At 62.9% G+C, this 14,862-nt stretch carries 10 protein-coding genes; 4 read left to right on the plus strand and 6 right to left on the minus strand.

Translation table 11 applies throughout. From position 1 onward, the window contains the following. Positions 1-76 precede the first annotated feature (76 nt). Both ASG03_RS12705 and ASG03_RS12710 read right to left on the minus strand, forming a co-directional pair. A complete protein-coding gene (locus ASG03_RS12705; protein WP_062478981.1) occupies positions 77-2,164 on the minus strand; it encodes an ABC transporter substrate-binding protein in 2,088 nt (695 codons plus the stop codon). A 120-nt stretch (positions 2,165-2,284) separates the two neighbouring features. Next, on the minus strand, positions 2,285-3,751 hold the full coding sequence (locus ASG03_RS12710) for an alpha-glucosidase/alpha-galactosidase (protein WP_062693812.1): 1,467 nt from the start codon (positions 3,749-3,751) through the stop codon (positions 2,285-2,287). A 188-nt stretch (positions 3,752-3,939) separates the two neighbouring features. Here ASG03_RS12710 and ASG03_RS12715 point away from each other — a divergent pair, with 188 nt between their 5' ends. Both ASG03_RS12715 and ASG03_RS21040 read left to right on the plus strand, forming a co-directional pair. Continuing rightward, entirely contained in the window at positions 3,940-4,854 is a 915-nt protein-coding gene (locus tag ASG03_RS12715) for a helix-turn-helix transcriptional regulator (RefSeq protein WP_062478986.1), read from the plus strand. A gap of 219 nt (positions 4,855-5,073) precedes the next feature. Continuing rightward, positions 5,074-5,217 (plus strand): DUF1127 domain-containing protein, encoded by a 144-nt coding sequence (locus tag ASG03_RS21040; RefSeq protein ID WP_082475727.1) that lies wholly within the window; start codon positions 5,074-5,076, stop codon positions 5,215-5,217. A 108-nt stretch (positions 5,218-5,325) separates the two neighbouring features. Here the strand turns inward: ASG03_RS21040 and ASG03_RS12720 are convergent, their stop codons facing one another. Then, positions 5,326-6,180: a LysR substrate-binding domain-containing protein gene (locus tag ASG03_RS12720; RefSeq protein ID WP_062693813.1), complete on the minus strand. Its 855-nt coding sequence runs from the start codon at positions 6,178-6,180 to the stop codon at positions 5,326-5,328. Between the two features lie 114 nt (positions 6,181-6,294). Here ASG03_RS12720 and ASG03_RS12725 point away from each other — a divergent pair, with 114 nt between their 5' ends. Both ASG03_RS12725 and ASG03_RS12730 read left to right on the plus strand, forming a co-directional pair. Beyond that, entirely contained in the window at positions 6,295-7,290 is a 996-nt protein-coding gene (locus tag ASG03_RS12725; RefSeq protein WP_062472864.1) for a bile acid:sodium symporter family protein, read from the plus strand. Positions 7,291-7,507: 217 nt separating this feature from the next. Continuing rightward, complete coding sequence (locus tag ASG03_RS12730; RefSeq protein ID WP_244475240.1) at positions 7,508-9,475, plus strand: methyl-accepting chemotaxis protein; 1,968 nt, start codon at positions 7,508-7,510, stop codon at positions 9,473-9,475. A gap of 80 nt (positions 9,476-9,555) precedes the next feature. Here ASG03_RS12730 and ASG03_RS12735 read toward each other — a convergent pair whose 3' ends face one another. The 3 genes from ASG03_RS12735 to ASG03_RS12745 all read right to left on the minus strand — a co-directional run bounded on the left by ASG03_RS12735 (position 9,556) and on the right by ASG03_RS12745 (position 14,736). Beyond that, complete coding sequence (locus ASG03_RS12735; RefSeq protein ID WP_062693815.1) at positions 9,556-10,938, minus strand: FAD-containing oxidoreductase; 1,383 nt, start codon at positions 10,936-10,938, stop codon at positions 9,556-9,558. A 491-nt stretch (positions 10,939-11,429) separates the two neighbouring features. Continuing rightward, a complete protein-coding gene (dinB, locus tag ASG03_RS12740) occupies positions 11,430-12,482 on the minus strand; it encodes a DNA polymerase IV (RefSeq protein WP_062693876.1) in 1,053 nt (350 codons plus the stop codon). A 175-nt stretch (positions 12,483-12,657) separates the two neighbouring features. Then, the gene (locus tag ASG03_RS12745) at positions 12,658-14,736 is read right to left on the minus strand and encodes an ATP-dependent helicase (RefSeq protein WP_200934703.1); all 2,079 of its coding nucleotides are present in this window, start codon (positions 14,734-14,736) and stop codon (positions 12,658-12,660) included. Positions 14,737-14,862: the final 126 nt, after the last annotated feature.

The following is a 14,862-nucleotide window of genomic DNA, read 5'->3' on the forward strand; positions in this document are numbered from 1 at the left end:
GCCGGGGGTCCGGCGGCGGCGATCTCGAAAGGCAGGCCTGCAATCCTGCGACAGACCGGCCTGGCGCTGGACCGGCTCAGTTGATCGGGCCGGCTTCCCCGGGCTTGCCGGGCAATTGCTGCTTGAACAGCTCGTAATCGCCCTGCTTGTCGGCCGCGACGAAGACGCGTTCGCGCAGGATCGTATCCTCGGCCCAGTTGAACATGAAGATCGGCGCACCTGGGGGGATGTTGGAGAACCGCTTGTTGATGATCAGCGCGCCGGGATATTCGGTCAGACCCACCGTATCGACGTTCTCGGTTGCAATCTTCTGATATTGCTTCATCAGATCCGTCCGCTCGGCGTTGTCCTGCGACGCGATGAACCTGTTGACGATCGACACCATGTCTTTCTCGTAAGGCAGGAGATCAACCGTGCCGTCGGTGCCGGCGCGGTGGTTCCAGCTCGTGCGCGGGCCGGTCGGGGCGAGCTGTGTGGTGTTCTGGACGACGGTCGTCAATTCCGGATCGTTGCGGCGGATCGTCCAGTCGAACTGGCCGGCGTAATGGGCATTGTCCTTCTTGACGCCGTCGAGCGAGTTGAGCGTGACCTTGAGGCCGAGCTGCTCCATCTGGCCGATGATTCCCTCGGCAAGGTTCTTGTCCGTTCCATAGTCGGCGTTGGACAGAAGCACGATCTGCACGTCCTGCCCTCCGTCCGTACCGGCCGGGAAGTTGACGAACCCGTTGCCGTCGGTGTCTTTTAAGCCGACCTTCTCGAGGAGGGCCTTGGCGCCTTCCAGATCGAACGGATAATAGACGGTCGACTGGCGGTCGTAGAAGCTGGTGCCGGACGAGAGCCCGCCCGGGTAGATCGCGGTGAACGGACCCTTGACCAGCGAGTCGCCGATCTTCTTGCGATCGACCGCCATGGTGATCGCCTTGCGGAAATCGGCATTCCGGTTCAAGGCGCGAACGGCCTTGCCGCGCTCGTCCGGGTCACCCCATCCATTGCCGGAGAGGTTCATGCGGAGATTGTAGCCGATCAGGCGCGCGCCGAAGGCGAGGCGGGCAGGGGCGGTTTCCTGCGCGGCGCGCTTCAGGCTCTCGACGAAATTTTCCGGCTGCTCGAGGTTCGAGAAATCGCCGGAGCCGGCAATGGCCTGGACGTCGCGGTCGGCCCAGGTCGAGAGCTTGTAGTGCAGTTCGTTGACATAGGGCAGCTGGTGCCCCGCTTCGTCGACCTTCCAGTAGTAGGGATTGCGGCGCAGCACGATCATGTCGTCCGGCCGATAGGACACGGGCACCCATGCACCCATCACCGGAATGTTCATGTAGTCGGCGGGAAAGCCGTTCTTATACTGCTCGTAGGTAAAATCCTTGTTGTACTTCGGATGCTTGGTTTTCAGGATATGTGCCGGGCCGGGGCAGAAGGTGCCATAGGCCATGGCGAAAAGATGCTGACGCGGGAACGCGTCCTTGAAGGTCCATTCGACCGTATAGGCATCGACCGCCCTCAACGTCGTGCCTTCGCCGAAGGTTTCGGGCGAAGCGCCATTCAGGGGCGTGACATTGGGATCGACAACATTGTCGTTCCAGTAGAACATGACGTCATCGGACGTGAACTCGACACCGTCGGACCATTTGGCGCCTTCCACCAGATGCATGGTGAGCTTGTGACCATCCTGCGACCACTCCCAGCTCCGTGCGAGGTTCGGAAGCGGCTCGACATCGGTCGCCTCGACCTGAAACAGCGGTGCCGTGCGCGTCAGGCACTCCGACATGGCGATGTCGATGCCGCCCCAACCCTGGGTCTGACCGGCCGAGTAGTTCCAGCCTTCCGGCCGGCCGCCGATCACGTGGCGAAGCGTGTCGCCATAAACACCGACCCCGTCCGGCATGTTGCCGGTCTTGTAGACGAGAGGCTCTTTCGGCAAACGCTGTTCCACGGGCGGCAGCTTGCCGGTCGCCACGAATTTTTCCGTCACCCAGTCCGGTTCGCTGTATTTCGGAAGCGCCTTGAACTCGAGAATGGAGTCGCGCGGCACATAGGTGATCTTGCCTTGCCCCGGAAAAGGCTGCGCTTCGGGCACGACCGTCGGCTCGGAGGCCGAGGCGGTCATTGCAAAGGCGGATACGCCGAGCATCAACCCGGCGACGGCTCTCAAATGGCGGTTCGTTGTCATGGTCGTGTCTCTCCCTCAAACTTTGCCGGCCCGGATTCTCCGGCTGCGGCACTTCCTCCGGAACGAGCCGGTCCGCTTCTCCTCCAGACGCGGGCCGGCCGGCGATATGGGGTTCTCTGCCTAGCCTGCGGCCTTGAGCTCCGCCTTTTCGGCCCTGAGCTCCTCGATGGAGCGAACCTCGCGGCGCGCGACGCCCTTCCAGTCACGGGTCTTGACCGTGGCGTGCTTCAGCCGCTCGCGGGCTGCCGGAATGGCATCAGCATATTGCGGCAGCCACTCCGCCTGGGCGACGACCATCTCGTCGACCATCTGCCAGACCTCGTCCGGGGTGCAGATCGCACCGACCAGCGGATCATGCAGCACGGCAAGCTTCAAAAGATCGATGTCGCCGGAGATCGCCGCGTGCACGGACATGCGCTGGACGTTGATGGAGGCGATACAGGTCGCCGCGCAGGCTTCCGGCAGCGTGATGCCCGCCACCATGTTGACGCCGAAGCGATCGACGAAACCGGGCGACTCGATGATGGCGTCGGCCGGGAGATTGGTGATGACCCCATTGTTCTTCACGTTGAAGTGGCCACGATAGACGCGCCCTGTTTCCAGCGCCTCCAGGATATGGCTGGCATGCTCATTGGAGCGCTTCGCGGGATCCAGTGGCTTGCCCGCACTTTCCAGGAACTGCGGGAACTCGGTTTCGAACCAGTTGCGCGTTTCCGTCGAGTAGCGGAGATAACCTCCGGTCTCCCCGTGGATCCAGTCCGACATGTCGATCCAGCGGGTAATTTCCTCCGGCCGCTTGCGGTACCAGGGCAGATACTCCGAGAGGTGTCCATTGCTCTCGGTCGAGTAGACGCCGAAACGCTTGAGCACATCGATGCGCAGCTTTTCCTGCTGCGAGAAGACGGGGTGCGCCTCGAAAGCGGCAACCAGTTCGTCCTTGCCGATCTTTCGGCCCTTGAGGCGAACATCCGTGAACCAGGTCTGATGGTTGATGCCCGAGCACACGAAGTCGAGTTCGCCGTCCTTGGCTCCGAGGATCTCGGCGATCTGCTCGCCGCCATGCTGAACGCCGTGGCAGAGGCCGATCGTATCGACCTTGCCATATTCGATCGCCGCCCAGGTGTTCATGGCCATCGGATTGGCATAGTTCAGAAATTTCGCGCCGGGCTCGGCAAGCTCGCGGATGTCCTTGCAGAAATCCAGGATGACCGGAATGTTGCGTTGGCCGTAAAGAATGCCGCCGGCGCAGATCGTGTCGCCGACGCACTGGTCGACGCCGTACTTCAAGGGGATGCGGATATCATCGGCATAGGCACCCAGCCCACCGACGCGGACGCAGCTGATGACGTAGCGCGCGCCCTCGATGGCCTTCCGCCGATCGGTCGTCGCCGTCACCTTGGTTCCGAGGCCGTTGGCCTCGACGATCCGGTCAAGGATCGTCTTGATCATCGAAAGGTTCTGTTCGCTGAGATCGGTCAAGGCGACCTCGATCTCCGCGAATTCCGGTACGGACAGAATGTCCGTGAAAAGCTTCTTGGTGAAGCCGACGCTGCCTGCGCCAATGATGGCGATCTTGAAGCTGCTCATGGCCGCTGGTGTCCTCCGCATAGCGCTTATCGTCTAGCCGGGTAAAATCGCGCGGTGCAATCGACGCGCAAAGCCTCCCCGGCTCGCCGCTCGAATGCTACCCACCGCTTTCCATACGCCCGGTATTGCTCCCTGAAGCCGCATTATGCGTATAATGCAGAAGCGAGATAGAGAGGGATTGTGCTTTTATGGGTAATTCTATGCTGCAGAGACTGATGGCGAGCGGACCCTGTATGAAGACGGTTTCCCTGCCGCGCGGCCGGCATCGGCTGCACACGATGCCGACGAGCACCGGTTACGAAATTCGGGAAAAACCGAACTACGACTGGAACGGGCGCAAGCGGGGGCAGACGCCGTTCACGGTTCTCCAGCACACGATCGCCGGGGTCGGCAACCTGCGTTACGACGGGCGCACCTACCGTGTGCTGCCGGGCGAAACTCTTCTGGTGACGGTGCCGCACAATCACCGCTACTGGCTGGAGCCCGGCGAGCGATGGGAGTTTTTCTGGATTTCCATGAACGGCGAGGAGGCGATGCGTCTTCACCAGGCCATCCTTTCGGCGAACGGCCCGGTCCTGACGCTTCAGCCGGATACGATCGAGCACCTTGCCGATTGCAGCTACAGGCTCATCCATGGCGGGGGCGACATGCCGGGGCGCGCCTCCGCCATTGCCTATGAGGCCGCGATGGCGCTGTACGATGACGTCTTCGGCGCCCACCCTGTCTTCGGGCAGGAATACCGAACCATGCAGCACGTGCTGACCCATATCGCCGACAATCTGGAAAAGCCGCTGCCCGTCGAGGATCTCGCGCGCGTTTCGGGTCTGAGCCGTGCGCATTTTTCCCGTGTGTTCAGTGCGACCGAAGGCATGCCGCCAGCGGAATTCGTGCTGCGCAAGCGGCTGCAGCGCGCCGCCAAACTCCTGACCCAGGCGGCCAATCTCTCGGTCAAGGAAATTTCGCTGATGTCGGGTTTCGACGAGCCCAACTATTTCGCCAAGGTCTTCCGCCGGCACTTTGGTGCAAGCCCGACGGAGTTTCGAACGACCGGGATGTATGCGAGCGTGGGCGAGCCACGCCGTTTGGCGAAAGAAGCGATCTGAGCCGTCGGATCGGCTTGGCAAGGCATAAACTTGTTAAAGAAGTCCTACGTTCGCACCCCGTCGGTTGCCAAAACCGGCTGAGGCATGCGGGGTCTGCATATGTCACCTGAGGCAATTGCGCTGGTCGCTGCTGCCGTGCACGCGTATAAAAGTCCCAACGCAGCGAAGAGACGAAACAGGGGTTTCGCCGACGCTGCAGACCTCGGAAAGGGGATTATCATGAACGTAGCACGCTCTTTCAACAACTGGCGCAAGTATCGTCAGACCGTAACCGAACTCGGCCGCATGTCCACGCGCGAACTCAACGACCTCGGCATCTCCCGCTCCGAGATCACCAGCGTCGCCCGCGCCGCTATCCGCTAAGATCGACGTCCGGCTCTTCGACGACGTCAACAGACGACCCGCTGCACGCCCGCGAACCTCGCGGGCGTTTTGCGTTTCAGGCAACACCCGCGACACGGCCCGGCCGTTTCATTGGTGATGCGGCGCGATCCGGGCGATAATCAGGTTCGACAGGGCCTCCATTAACGCCGCGTCTGCACCGCGTCGGCGCACGAGCACGAATTCCACATCGGCCAGCGGCGGCAACCGGTCGGCGGAGACTTCGCGCAGACCCGTCGGCGCCATGCTGCGCGGCTGGACCAGAAAACCCATGCCGGCCCGCGCCGCCGCCGTCAGCCCGCTCAGACTGCCGCAGGTGCAGACGATCCGCCACGGTCGGTGCACCGCATCGAGCGACTCCTGCGCGATGCGGCGGGTGATCGAGGGGGGAGGGAAGGCGATCAGGGGCAGCGCCTCGCCGCGCGCCATGAGAAGATCGGGATCAAGAGCGAGCCAGACCAGCGGCTCCCTATAGAGCAATTGCCCGTGCGTTTCGCCGATATGCCGTTTGGCAAGCACGAGGTCGAGATCGCCCGCATCCTGCATCTGGTTGAGAACGGCGCTGAGGGCCACCGTCATTTCGAGGTCGACCAAGGGGTAGAGCCGAATGAAGTCGGCAAGGATCGTTGTCAGGCGACTGGCCACGACGTCCTCCGACACGCCGAGACGCAGCCGACCACGCAGTCGGTTTTCGCCGAAGAGCGCGACCACCTTGCCATTTAGATCGAGCATGCCGCGGGCATGGCCAAGCCAGGCCTCGCCCTCTGCCGTCAGCCGCACCTGATGCGTATCGCGAAACACCAGTTGCCGACCGAGCGCTTTTTCCAGCCGCTGGATGTGTTGTGTCACGGTCGACTGGCCAAGGCCGAGACGCGTTGCGGCCTCCGTGAAACTGCCGGTGTGTTCCAGCATGACGAAACTGGCGAGATGGGTGAGGTTGAGCATGGCTATCACGCTTTGCGATGACTGTTAGTGTTTGCATTCAGTTTTATGATAAGCGATGACGCGGTTCTTGTCCAAGGCAGGGCCTCGCGTCGCTGTCCGTAAGGAACTGCATTCATGCGCCGCTATCTCCCCGATACGTTCACTGTGCTCCTGGTCTGCACCGTTATTCTCGCCTCGCTTCTGCCGATCCACGGGCGCTATGCCGAGGCGTTCAATGTCGCGACGGACATCGCGATCGGGCTCCTGTTCTTCCTGCATGGCGCACGCCTGTCCCGGGACACGGTGGTTGCCGGCGCGCTGCATTGGCGCCTGCATCTGACGATCCTCCTGATGACCTTCGGCATCTTCCCGCTTCTGGGTCTCGCCATCGGCTTCATACCCACATCGATCCTCGCGGCCCCGCTGTATACCGGCATTCTTTTTCTCTGCGTTCTGCCGTCGACCGTCCAGTCCTCGATCGCCTTCACGTCCATGGCGGGCGGCAACGTGCCCGCCGCCATCGTTGCGGCATCGGGCTCCAACATCTTCGGCATGTTCCTGACACCGCTTCTGACGGGCCTTGTTCTCTCCACGACCGGCAATGGCGGATTTTCCTGGAGCGCGCTGCAGAGCATTCTCCTCCAACTCATGCTGCCCTTCGTCATCGGGCAGATCCTCCAGCCCTGGATCGGCAACTGGATCCGCTCGCGCAAGAAGCTGCTGATGCCGGTCGACCGCGGCTCGATCCTGATGGTGGTCTACCTCGCCTTCTCCGAGGCCGTCATGGAAGGGCTTTGGCACACGTTCTCGCTCGGCGACATCGCCACGGTCATCGTGGTTGACATGCTGCTTCTCGCCACCGTGATTTGCATCACCATGTTCGGCAGTCGCCTTCTCGGTTTTTCCAAGGACGACGAGATCACCATCACCTTCTGTGGATCGAAGAAGTCGCTGGCAAGCGGCGTCCCGATGGCGAATGCGATCTTCGGCAACGCCTCGTCATCCGTCGGCGCCATCGTGCTGCCGCTGATGCTGTTCCACCAGATCCAGCTGATGGCCTGCGCCGTCATCGCGCAGCGCTATGCGGCACGGCGTGAGCAAAGCGATGCGGCGAAGTCGGTGGCGGCGTAAGCAAGAGGCCTGAGCAGGGAGGCGCGCCCAAGGCCCGGGCGCCGCCCCGACCATCGGCCCGGAATGAACCGTAAAATGCGTCGGCATTCGCTTGCGCTGCCTATGATGTAAACCATCACTTAAATCTCAATGCCTATGTTGCATCGCAATCTTTGACATGTACGGCTTGAGGCAATCTGTGAAACACATTCCGATCATTGGGAAATTCCTGAGCCTGATGGGCGTATTCGCGCTCTTCTCCCTCGGTGTCGCGTTCTACTCCGGCGACCGGATCATGAAGACCGACGCTGCCTATACTGCACTTTTGAGCAAGGAAGCGAAAGCGGCGACGGAACTGGCGCTGGCCAACCGCGCCTTTCAGAATGCACGTGCTGCGGCTGGCACCCTGATGATCGTCAACTCCGAAGCCGCCAAGGCCTCGGCATCCACCGAGCTTGAGGCCGCCAAGACGGAATTTGCTACGGAAATGGATGCGGCGCTGGCTGCAACGCCCGACAATGCGGCAATCTCGGATCTGAAGGCCAAGGGGCTAGCCATCCTGACCGAAGCCTGCGGCAACGCCTTCGGCCGCGCTGCGGCAGCCAAGGGATCGCAGGACCGACTGAGCGCGCAGGGCGCGTTCCTGCGCGAATGCGAGATGAATTTCCCGGTGATGAGCCAGGCACTGGCGCAGGAAACCGCCGAGCTGCTGGCCGTCGCGAGCACGGTCAATGACCACCTGACGGACGAGTCGATCCGCACCTACTGGATCACCTTTGCCCTCGTCGTCCTCGGGGCCCTCATCGTCATCCTTGCCGCCTTCTTCGCCATTCGGTCATGGCTCGTCCGGCCGATCGACGCTCTGGACAGCGCCATGCAGCGTCTGGCAACCGGCGATCTCGAGACGGATGTCACCGGAACGGAACGTCGCGACGAAGTCGGCGGCATGGCACGCGCCGTCGAGGTTTTCAAGGAAAACGGCCTGAAGGCGCGACAGCTGGAAACCGCGGCAAACGAGCAGCGTTCGCTCAGCGAAGCCGAGCGGCGACGTCAGTCCGAACGCGAACATGCGCAGGCCGAAGCGATGGCGCAGGCCACGAGCGGCCTCGCACAGGGCCTGGCGCATCTTGCTTCCGGCGATCTGAGCTTCCAGCTGACCGAGCGCTTTGCCGATGACTTCGAAACCTTGCGCACCGACTTCAACCGGGCTGTGGAGCAGCTTCGCAGCACGCTAAGTGCCGTTGCCGATGCGACCGGCTCGATCGACAGCGGCTCGCGCGAAATCAGCCAGAGCGCCGACGATCTGTCCCGCCGGACCGAGCAGCAGGCCGCATCGCTTGAGGAAACCGCGGCCGCCCTGGACGAGATCACTGCTAATGTGGCGAACTCGTCGAAGCGCGCAGAGGAAGCCCGGACGGTCGCCGTTCAGGCGAACGACAATGCACGCCGGTCTGGCGCGGTCGTGACGAGCGCCGTCGATGCGATGAGCAAGATCGAACAGTCCTCCAACCAGATTTCCTCGATCATCGGCGTCATCGACGAAATTGCCTTCCAGACGAACCTTCTCGCCCTCAATGCGGGCGTCGAAGCTGCCCGCGCGGGGGAGGCCGGCAAGGGCTTTGCGGTCGTGGCGCAGGAAGTGCGCGAGCTCGCACAGCGGTCTGCGAAGGCCGCCAAAGAAATCAAGGACCTGATCCGGAACTCCTCCGGCGAGGTTCAGAGCGGCGTCAAGCTTGTCAGCGAAACGGGTGAGGCGCTGAAGACCATCGAGGCGTACATCGTCACGATCAACCAGCACATGGACGCGATCGCGACATCCGCCCGCGAACAGTCGGTTGGCCTTGCCGAGGTCAACACGGCCGTCAACCAGATGGACCAGGTGACGCAGCAGAACGCCGCCATGGTGGAAGAAGCCAACGCGGCCGGCGCGACGCTCGCTACGGAGGCAACGCGCCTGAAGGATCTGGTCGCCCGCTTCCAGTTTGGCGGCGCCTCCTCGGCAGCCTATGCCCCGGAGCCGGTCGTTGCGTCTCAGCCGGCCTTGCGCGCCAAGGGCGCAACCCGGCCGGCGCTCGCCTCGGCAACCCGTGCCATTCCCGTTGCATCCCCGGCGCGCAAGATGGCGAACACGCTTGCGCGCGCCTTCTCCGGCGGTTCCGCGCGTGCCGCACCCTCGGCGACGACGGACAATTGGGAAGAATTCTGATCCCGCGACAATTCTGATGCCTCGACGGTGTTGGAACCAGAGAAGCAAGGCTCTCGACAACCGTCGAGGGCCTTCTTTCGTCAGGGGCCCTGCACCGGTTTCATCCCGAGAATGAGCGTCGGCCAGAATTCCGAAACGGTCGGGTGAACCGGCACGGCCCAGCGGAGATCGTCGTAGCGAGCGCCGACGTTCATCATGTCGAGCACGCCGTGGATGGCCTCGTCGCCACCCGTGCCCAAGATGGCGGCACCCAGGATCTGCCGCGTCTCGGCATCGGCGACGATTTTCATCAGTCCTTGCGTCTCGCTTTTCTCCACAGCCCGACCGACGCGTGTCATCGGCAATTGGCCGACGAGGATCGGCCGACCCGAGGCCCGCGCCTCCCGCTCGCTCATCCCGACACGACCAAGCGGCGGATCGATGTAGAGCGCATAGCCGGGGAGGCGGTCGGACACTTTGCGGGTCTCTCCGTCCAGCAGGTTCGCGGCAATGATCTCGTAGTCGTTGTAGGCGGTGTGGGTAAACGCGCCGCGCCCGTTGCAGTCGCCCATCGCCCAGATACCCGGAACGCTGGTCGCAAGCGCGTCGTCGACCTGAATGTAGCCGCGACCGTCGACTGCGACCCCGGCACGTTCAAGGCCAAGATCATCGGTATTGGGTGTCCGCCCTGTGGCGAGCAGAATGTCGGAGCCGCGAAGAGCGGGCTCGCCCTCCAAGCCGTTGACGCCGACAACAAGATCCTCTCCCTCACGGGCAAAGCGGATGCACTCGGACGACGTCCGCACGTCGATGCCTTCGGCCTCGAGGATCGCCCGGATCGCTTCGGAGACGTCCTCATCCTCCCGCGCCACCAGGCGCGGTCCCTTCTCGACGACGGTCACCTTCGCCCCGAAGCGGCGGTACATCTGCGCAAACTCCAGCCCGATATAGCTGCCGCCGACGACGATGAGGTGTTGTGGCAGGCGATCCAGCATGACGATGTCGCTGTTGGTCATAAAGGGGACATCGTGGATACCCGGAAAATCAGGAACGGTGGCCCTGCCGCCGACATTGATGAAGATTTGCGGCGCCGTCAGACGTTCGTCGCCAACCCGTACGGTGTTCCCGTCTTCGAAGCGCGCATGGCCGCGAATGAGCGTGCAGGTTTCGAGCCCCGCAAGCCAGACCTCGTTGCTGCGACGGCTGTCGAGGGTGATCTGGTGCGACCGGCGAAAGACGGCGGACATGTCGATCCGGACATCGCCCTCGACGATCACGCCGAAATCCGAGGCGCGCCGCACGATGTGCGCCGCATGGGCACTTGCGACGAGGGCCTTGGTCGGCTTGCAGCCCGTGTTGACGCAGGTTCCTCCGACATGCTTACGCTCGATGATCGCGACGGAGCGCCCGGCAGCCGACAGGCGGGCGGCAAGCGAGGGGCCGGCCTGGCCCGCCCCGATGATGATGGCATCGAACGCTCTCATGCCGACACCAGCTTGATGAAAAAAGCGGGCAAAGCGCTGGCAACCAGCGGCGCGAGAGGCAGCACCATGACATCTCCTCAACGTTAGAAGCCTCGAATCCAACCATAGGCTGACATTCAGGACAAGGGCGCCGCGTGAGGGAACCAGTCCTGACCGCGTGCGGCCATCACCCGCCAATGGGATCGACAGAGGTTGACCCTCGTTTTCTGCATAGCTGCACTGCAACATTGCTTCTCGTAAGAGCAGGCATGGAAGCGTATACCTTGGGTCAACGAAGCAATGCACCTCCTCCCGCCTTGCTTCGTGTCACGAACGGTCCACTCCTCCTCCCAGGATCGTTCGTCGGAATGGCGGCATCCTCATCCCAGCCGCCGTTCGGTTCTTATCGGAAAGCCTGCCGCACCTCCTCCCGCGGCAGGCTTTTTCGTTTGGGGGTTTTCAAGTTTGCATGCTGGCGTTTGCCTGTCGGCCGACAGGCTATATCGGTCGGGTCAGAGCCCGAGATCGAGTTGCGGCGCGCCCTGTGCATCGGAGCCCGACCCTGCGGTGTTGAGCGACGACAAGGTAACGCCGAGAAGGCGCACCGGACGGCGGAACGGATGCACCGTCGCCAGGAGCTGATCGGCCACCTCAAGAACATCCTCGATCCGGCTGAAGGCAACGGGAAGCGTTCGCGCACGTGTCGCCTGCGTAAAGTCCGCATATTTGATCTTCACCGTCACGGTCTTGCCGGTGATGGCGTGCGCCTCGCAATACCGCCAGACTTTCTCGGCGAGAGGCCGTAGTTCGGCCTCGGCGAGCCTTAGGTCCGAGATATCCTCGCCAAATGTGTCTTCCGCACCGACCGATTTGCGGATCCGGTCCGGACGAACGCGCCGCTCGTCGATTCCCCGGGCAATGCCGTGGAAATATCCGCCTGATTTACCGAAATGCTGCTGGAGATAGGCGAGCGGCTTCATCTTGAGGTCCAGCCCTGTCTCGATGCCGTGCTTCTTCATGCGCTCGGCCGTCGCGGGGCCGACGCCATGGAACTTCTTGACGGGCAGGGCCTCTACGAAGGCCGGACCATTTTTGGGCGTAATGACGAACTGCCCGTTCGGCTTTCGCTGGTCGGAGGCCATCTTGGCGAGAAACTTGTTGTAGCTGATGCCGGCCGAAGCGGTGAGGCCCGTCACGGCAAAGATCCGGGCCCGAATTTCCGCGGCGATCTCCGTGGCAATCTCCATGCCCTTCAGATTTTCCGTCACGTCGAGATAGGCCTCGTCCAGCGACAGCGGCTCGATCAGCGGCGTGTAATCCGCAAAGATCTCCCGGATCTGGTGGGACACCGATCGGTAGACCTCGAAGCGTGGCTTGACGAAGATCAGATCAGGACATTTGCGTTTGGCGGTCACGGAGGCCATGGCCGAATGCACGCCGAAAACGCGCGCCTCGTAGCTCGCGGCCGCAACCACGCCGCGCGCGGCCGACCCGCCGACGGCCACAGGCTTGCCGCGCAGCTCGGGATTGTCCCGCTGCTCGACCGAGGCATAGAAAGCATCCATGTCGACGTGAATGATCTTGCGGACCGGCGCATCGTCGGAGGTCGCACGCGGCGGTGGCAACGGGTCGGGTTCAGACGCCGCGCCCGGCGCGAAAGCTGCCAACGCCTCGGCGAGTTCGGCCGCTGCGCGCGCCGCCTCTCTGTCTTCCGTCTCCCGAGCGCCCGGCTGCACGGGCTCAGGTCCACATGCCGCGCATTCGGGCCGCAACGTCGATGCGGATTTCCCGCGCACTGCGCTCGGACGCCAATGGCGAGACCAAAGGCCAGGTCGTGCTTTCGAAGAACTGTAGAAGGGTCGCGGGAATGAAGCGGGTGCGACCCGCATAGACATGGCGATCGCCCTGCGGATTCTGCCCGTGCGTAAAGAAGCGCTGTGGCGTGATCAGCGAAAGGCTGTCCTTCGCGCGCGTCATTCCGACGTAAAGAAGACGGCGCTCTTCCTCGATTTCCTGCGTGGTTCCGGTTCCCAGATCGGACGGGATGCAGCCGTCGACCACGTTCAGCATGAAGACCGAGCGCCACTCCTGTCCCTTCGCCGAGTGGATCGTCGATAGGATGAGATAATCCTCGTCCAGCAGCGGCACTCCGGCCTGGTCGCTGGTGGCATCCGGCGGATCGAGCGTCAGCTCGGTCAGGAACCGCTCCCGCGAAGCATAGCCTCCGGCGATCTGTTCGAGTTGCAGAAGGTCGGCCTTGCGGGTCTCGGCATCCTCGTGAAGGCGATCGAGATGCGGCTCGTACCACAGCCGCGCGAGCCCGAGATCGGCCGGCCAACCCTGTCCTGCCTTCCGCAGGCTCTCCAGCATGGCGAGAAAGGGGCTCCAATCGGCTCCCGTGCGCGGCGGCGCAGGAATTTCGGCCATCGCCGCAAGCGGTTCGGGATCCGTCGCGATGACGTCGAGGATCCTGCCCGCCGTCTGCGGCCCCACGCCCGGCAGCAGTTGCAGCAGGCGAAAGCCGGCAACCCGGTCGCGCGGGTTCTGTGCAAACCGGAGGACGGCCAGCATGTCCTTCACATGCGCGCTGTCGAGAAACTTGAGCCCCCCGAATTTCACGAAGGGGATGTTGCGCCGCGTCAGTTCCACCTCCAGAGGTCCGCTGTGATGCGACGAGCGAAAAAGCACCGCCTGCTGCTTCAGCGTCATCCCCGTCTCACGATTGGCAAGGATCTGCTCCACGATGAAACCGGCCTGGTCGGTCTCGTCCTTGACGGTCACCAACCTGGGCCGCTCGGCCGAGTGACGTTCCGTCCACAGGTTCTTGGTGAAGCGCTCGCGTGCAAGGTCGATGACGCCGTTGGCCGCGGCGAGAATGGTCTGCGTCGAACGATAATTGCGGTCGAGCGTGATCACGTCGGCCGCCGGGCTGAAAGAACCGGGAAAATCGAGAATGTTGCGCACGGTCGCTGCCCGGAACGCATAGATGGACTGGGCGTCGTCGCCAACCACGGTCAGACCGCGCCCGCCAGGCTTGAGCGCCATCAGCACAGAGGCCTGCAGGCGGTTCGTATCCTGGTACTCGTCGACCATGACATGGTCGAACCGCTCTCCGATATCCTGCGCCAGATCGGGGTCCGACACCATCTGCGCCCAGTACAGCAGCAGATCGTCGTAATCGAGCACGTTCTGGGCCTGTTTCGCGGCGACGTAAGCGGCAAACAGGCTTTTTAGCTGCGCCTCCCATCCCGCGACCCACGGAAAATGCAGGCGCAGCACCTCCGCGAGCGGCGTCTGCGAATTCACGACCCGAGAATAGATCGAGAGACAGGTGCCCTTTGTCGGGAACCGGCTTTCCATCTTGGAGAAGCCGAGTTCGTGGCGCACGAGGTTCATCAGGTCGGCGCTGTCTTCGCGATCGTGAATGGTGAAGTCGATGTCGAGGCCGATCTGCTCCGCATAGATCCGCAGCAGACGCGCACCGATGCCATGGAAGGTGCCGGACCAGGCAAGCGCGTCCGTGAGCACGCCGGCATTGGCTCCGAGCACCTTTCGGCAGATGCGTTCGACCCGCCTTGCCATCTCAGACGCAGCGCGGCGCGAAAACGTCAGGAGAAGAATACGTCTCGGATCGGCGCCGTGGACGATGAGATGGGCGACGCGATGTGCAAGCGTGTTCGTCTTTCCGGACCCCGCGCCGGCGATGATCAGGAGCGGGCCCGCGACCGTCTCGGACGAGGTTACGCCGGAAACGATCCCGTGCTCGACGGCCTGGCGCTGCCGCTCGTTCAACGCATCCAGATAGGCTGCCGCCACCATGCCGTCTTCCCTGTTCCGTCCGCTCCGAGACCCGGCGCAGAATCGGCACGCCAGGGCATTCGGAACAAATAACGAACATATCAGCCGGGGAAAAGCTTGAACAGTCCTCCGCGGACGCGCGCCTGC

The sequence above is a fragment of the Rhizobium sp. Leaf341 genome, assembly GCF_001424325.1.
Taxonomy (GTDB): Bacteria; Pseudomonadota; Alphaproteobacteria; order Rhizobiales; family Rhizobiaceae; genus Ferranicluibacter.

Bases quoted from the DNA above. Each gene is read 5' to 3' on its own strand.
- ASG03_RS12705 (WP_062478981.1), bottom strand. From the start codon at position 2,164: ATGACAACGAACCGCCATTTGAGAGCCGTCGCCGGGTTGATGCTCGGC.
- ASG03_RS12710 (WP_062693812.1), bottom strand. From the start codon at position 3,751: ATGAGCAGCTTCAAGATCGCCATCATTGGCGCAGGCAGCGTCGGCTTC.
- ASG03_RS12715 (WP_062478986.1), top strand. From the start codon at position 3,940: ATGGGTAATTCTATGCTGCAGAGACTGATGGCGAGCGGACCCTGTATG.
- ASG03_RS21040 (WP_082475727.1), top strand. From the start codon at position 5,074: ATGAACGTAGCACGCTCTTTCAACAACTGGCGCAAGTATCGTCAGACC.
- ASG03_RS12720 (WP_062693813.1), bottom strand. From the start codon at position 6,180: ATGCTCAACCTCACCCATCTCGCCAGTTTCGTCATGCTGGAACACACC.
- ASG03_RS12725 (WP_062472864.1), top strand. From the start codon at position 6,295: ATGCGCCGCTATCTCCCCGATACGTTCACTGTGCTCCTGGTCTGCACC.
- ASG03_RS12730 (WP_244475240.1), top strand. From the start codon at position 7,508: ATGGGCGTATTCGCGCTCTTCTCCCTCGGTGTCGCGTTCTACTCCGGC.
- ASG03_RS12735 (WP_062693815.1), bottom strand. From the start codon at position 10,938: ATGAGAGCGTTCGATGCCATCATCATCGGGGCGGGCCAGGCCGGCCCC.
- dinB (WP_062693876.1), bottom strand. From the start codon at position 12,482: ATGGATGCTTTCTATGCCTCGGTCGAGCAGCGGGACAATCCCGAGCTG.
- ASG03_RS12745 (WP_200934703.1), bottom strand. From the start codon at position 14,736: ATGGTGGCGGCAGCCTATCTGGATGCGTTGAACGAGCGGCAGCGCCAG.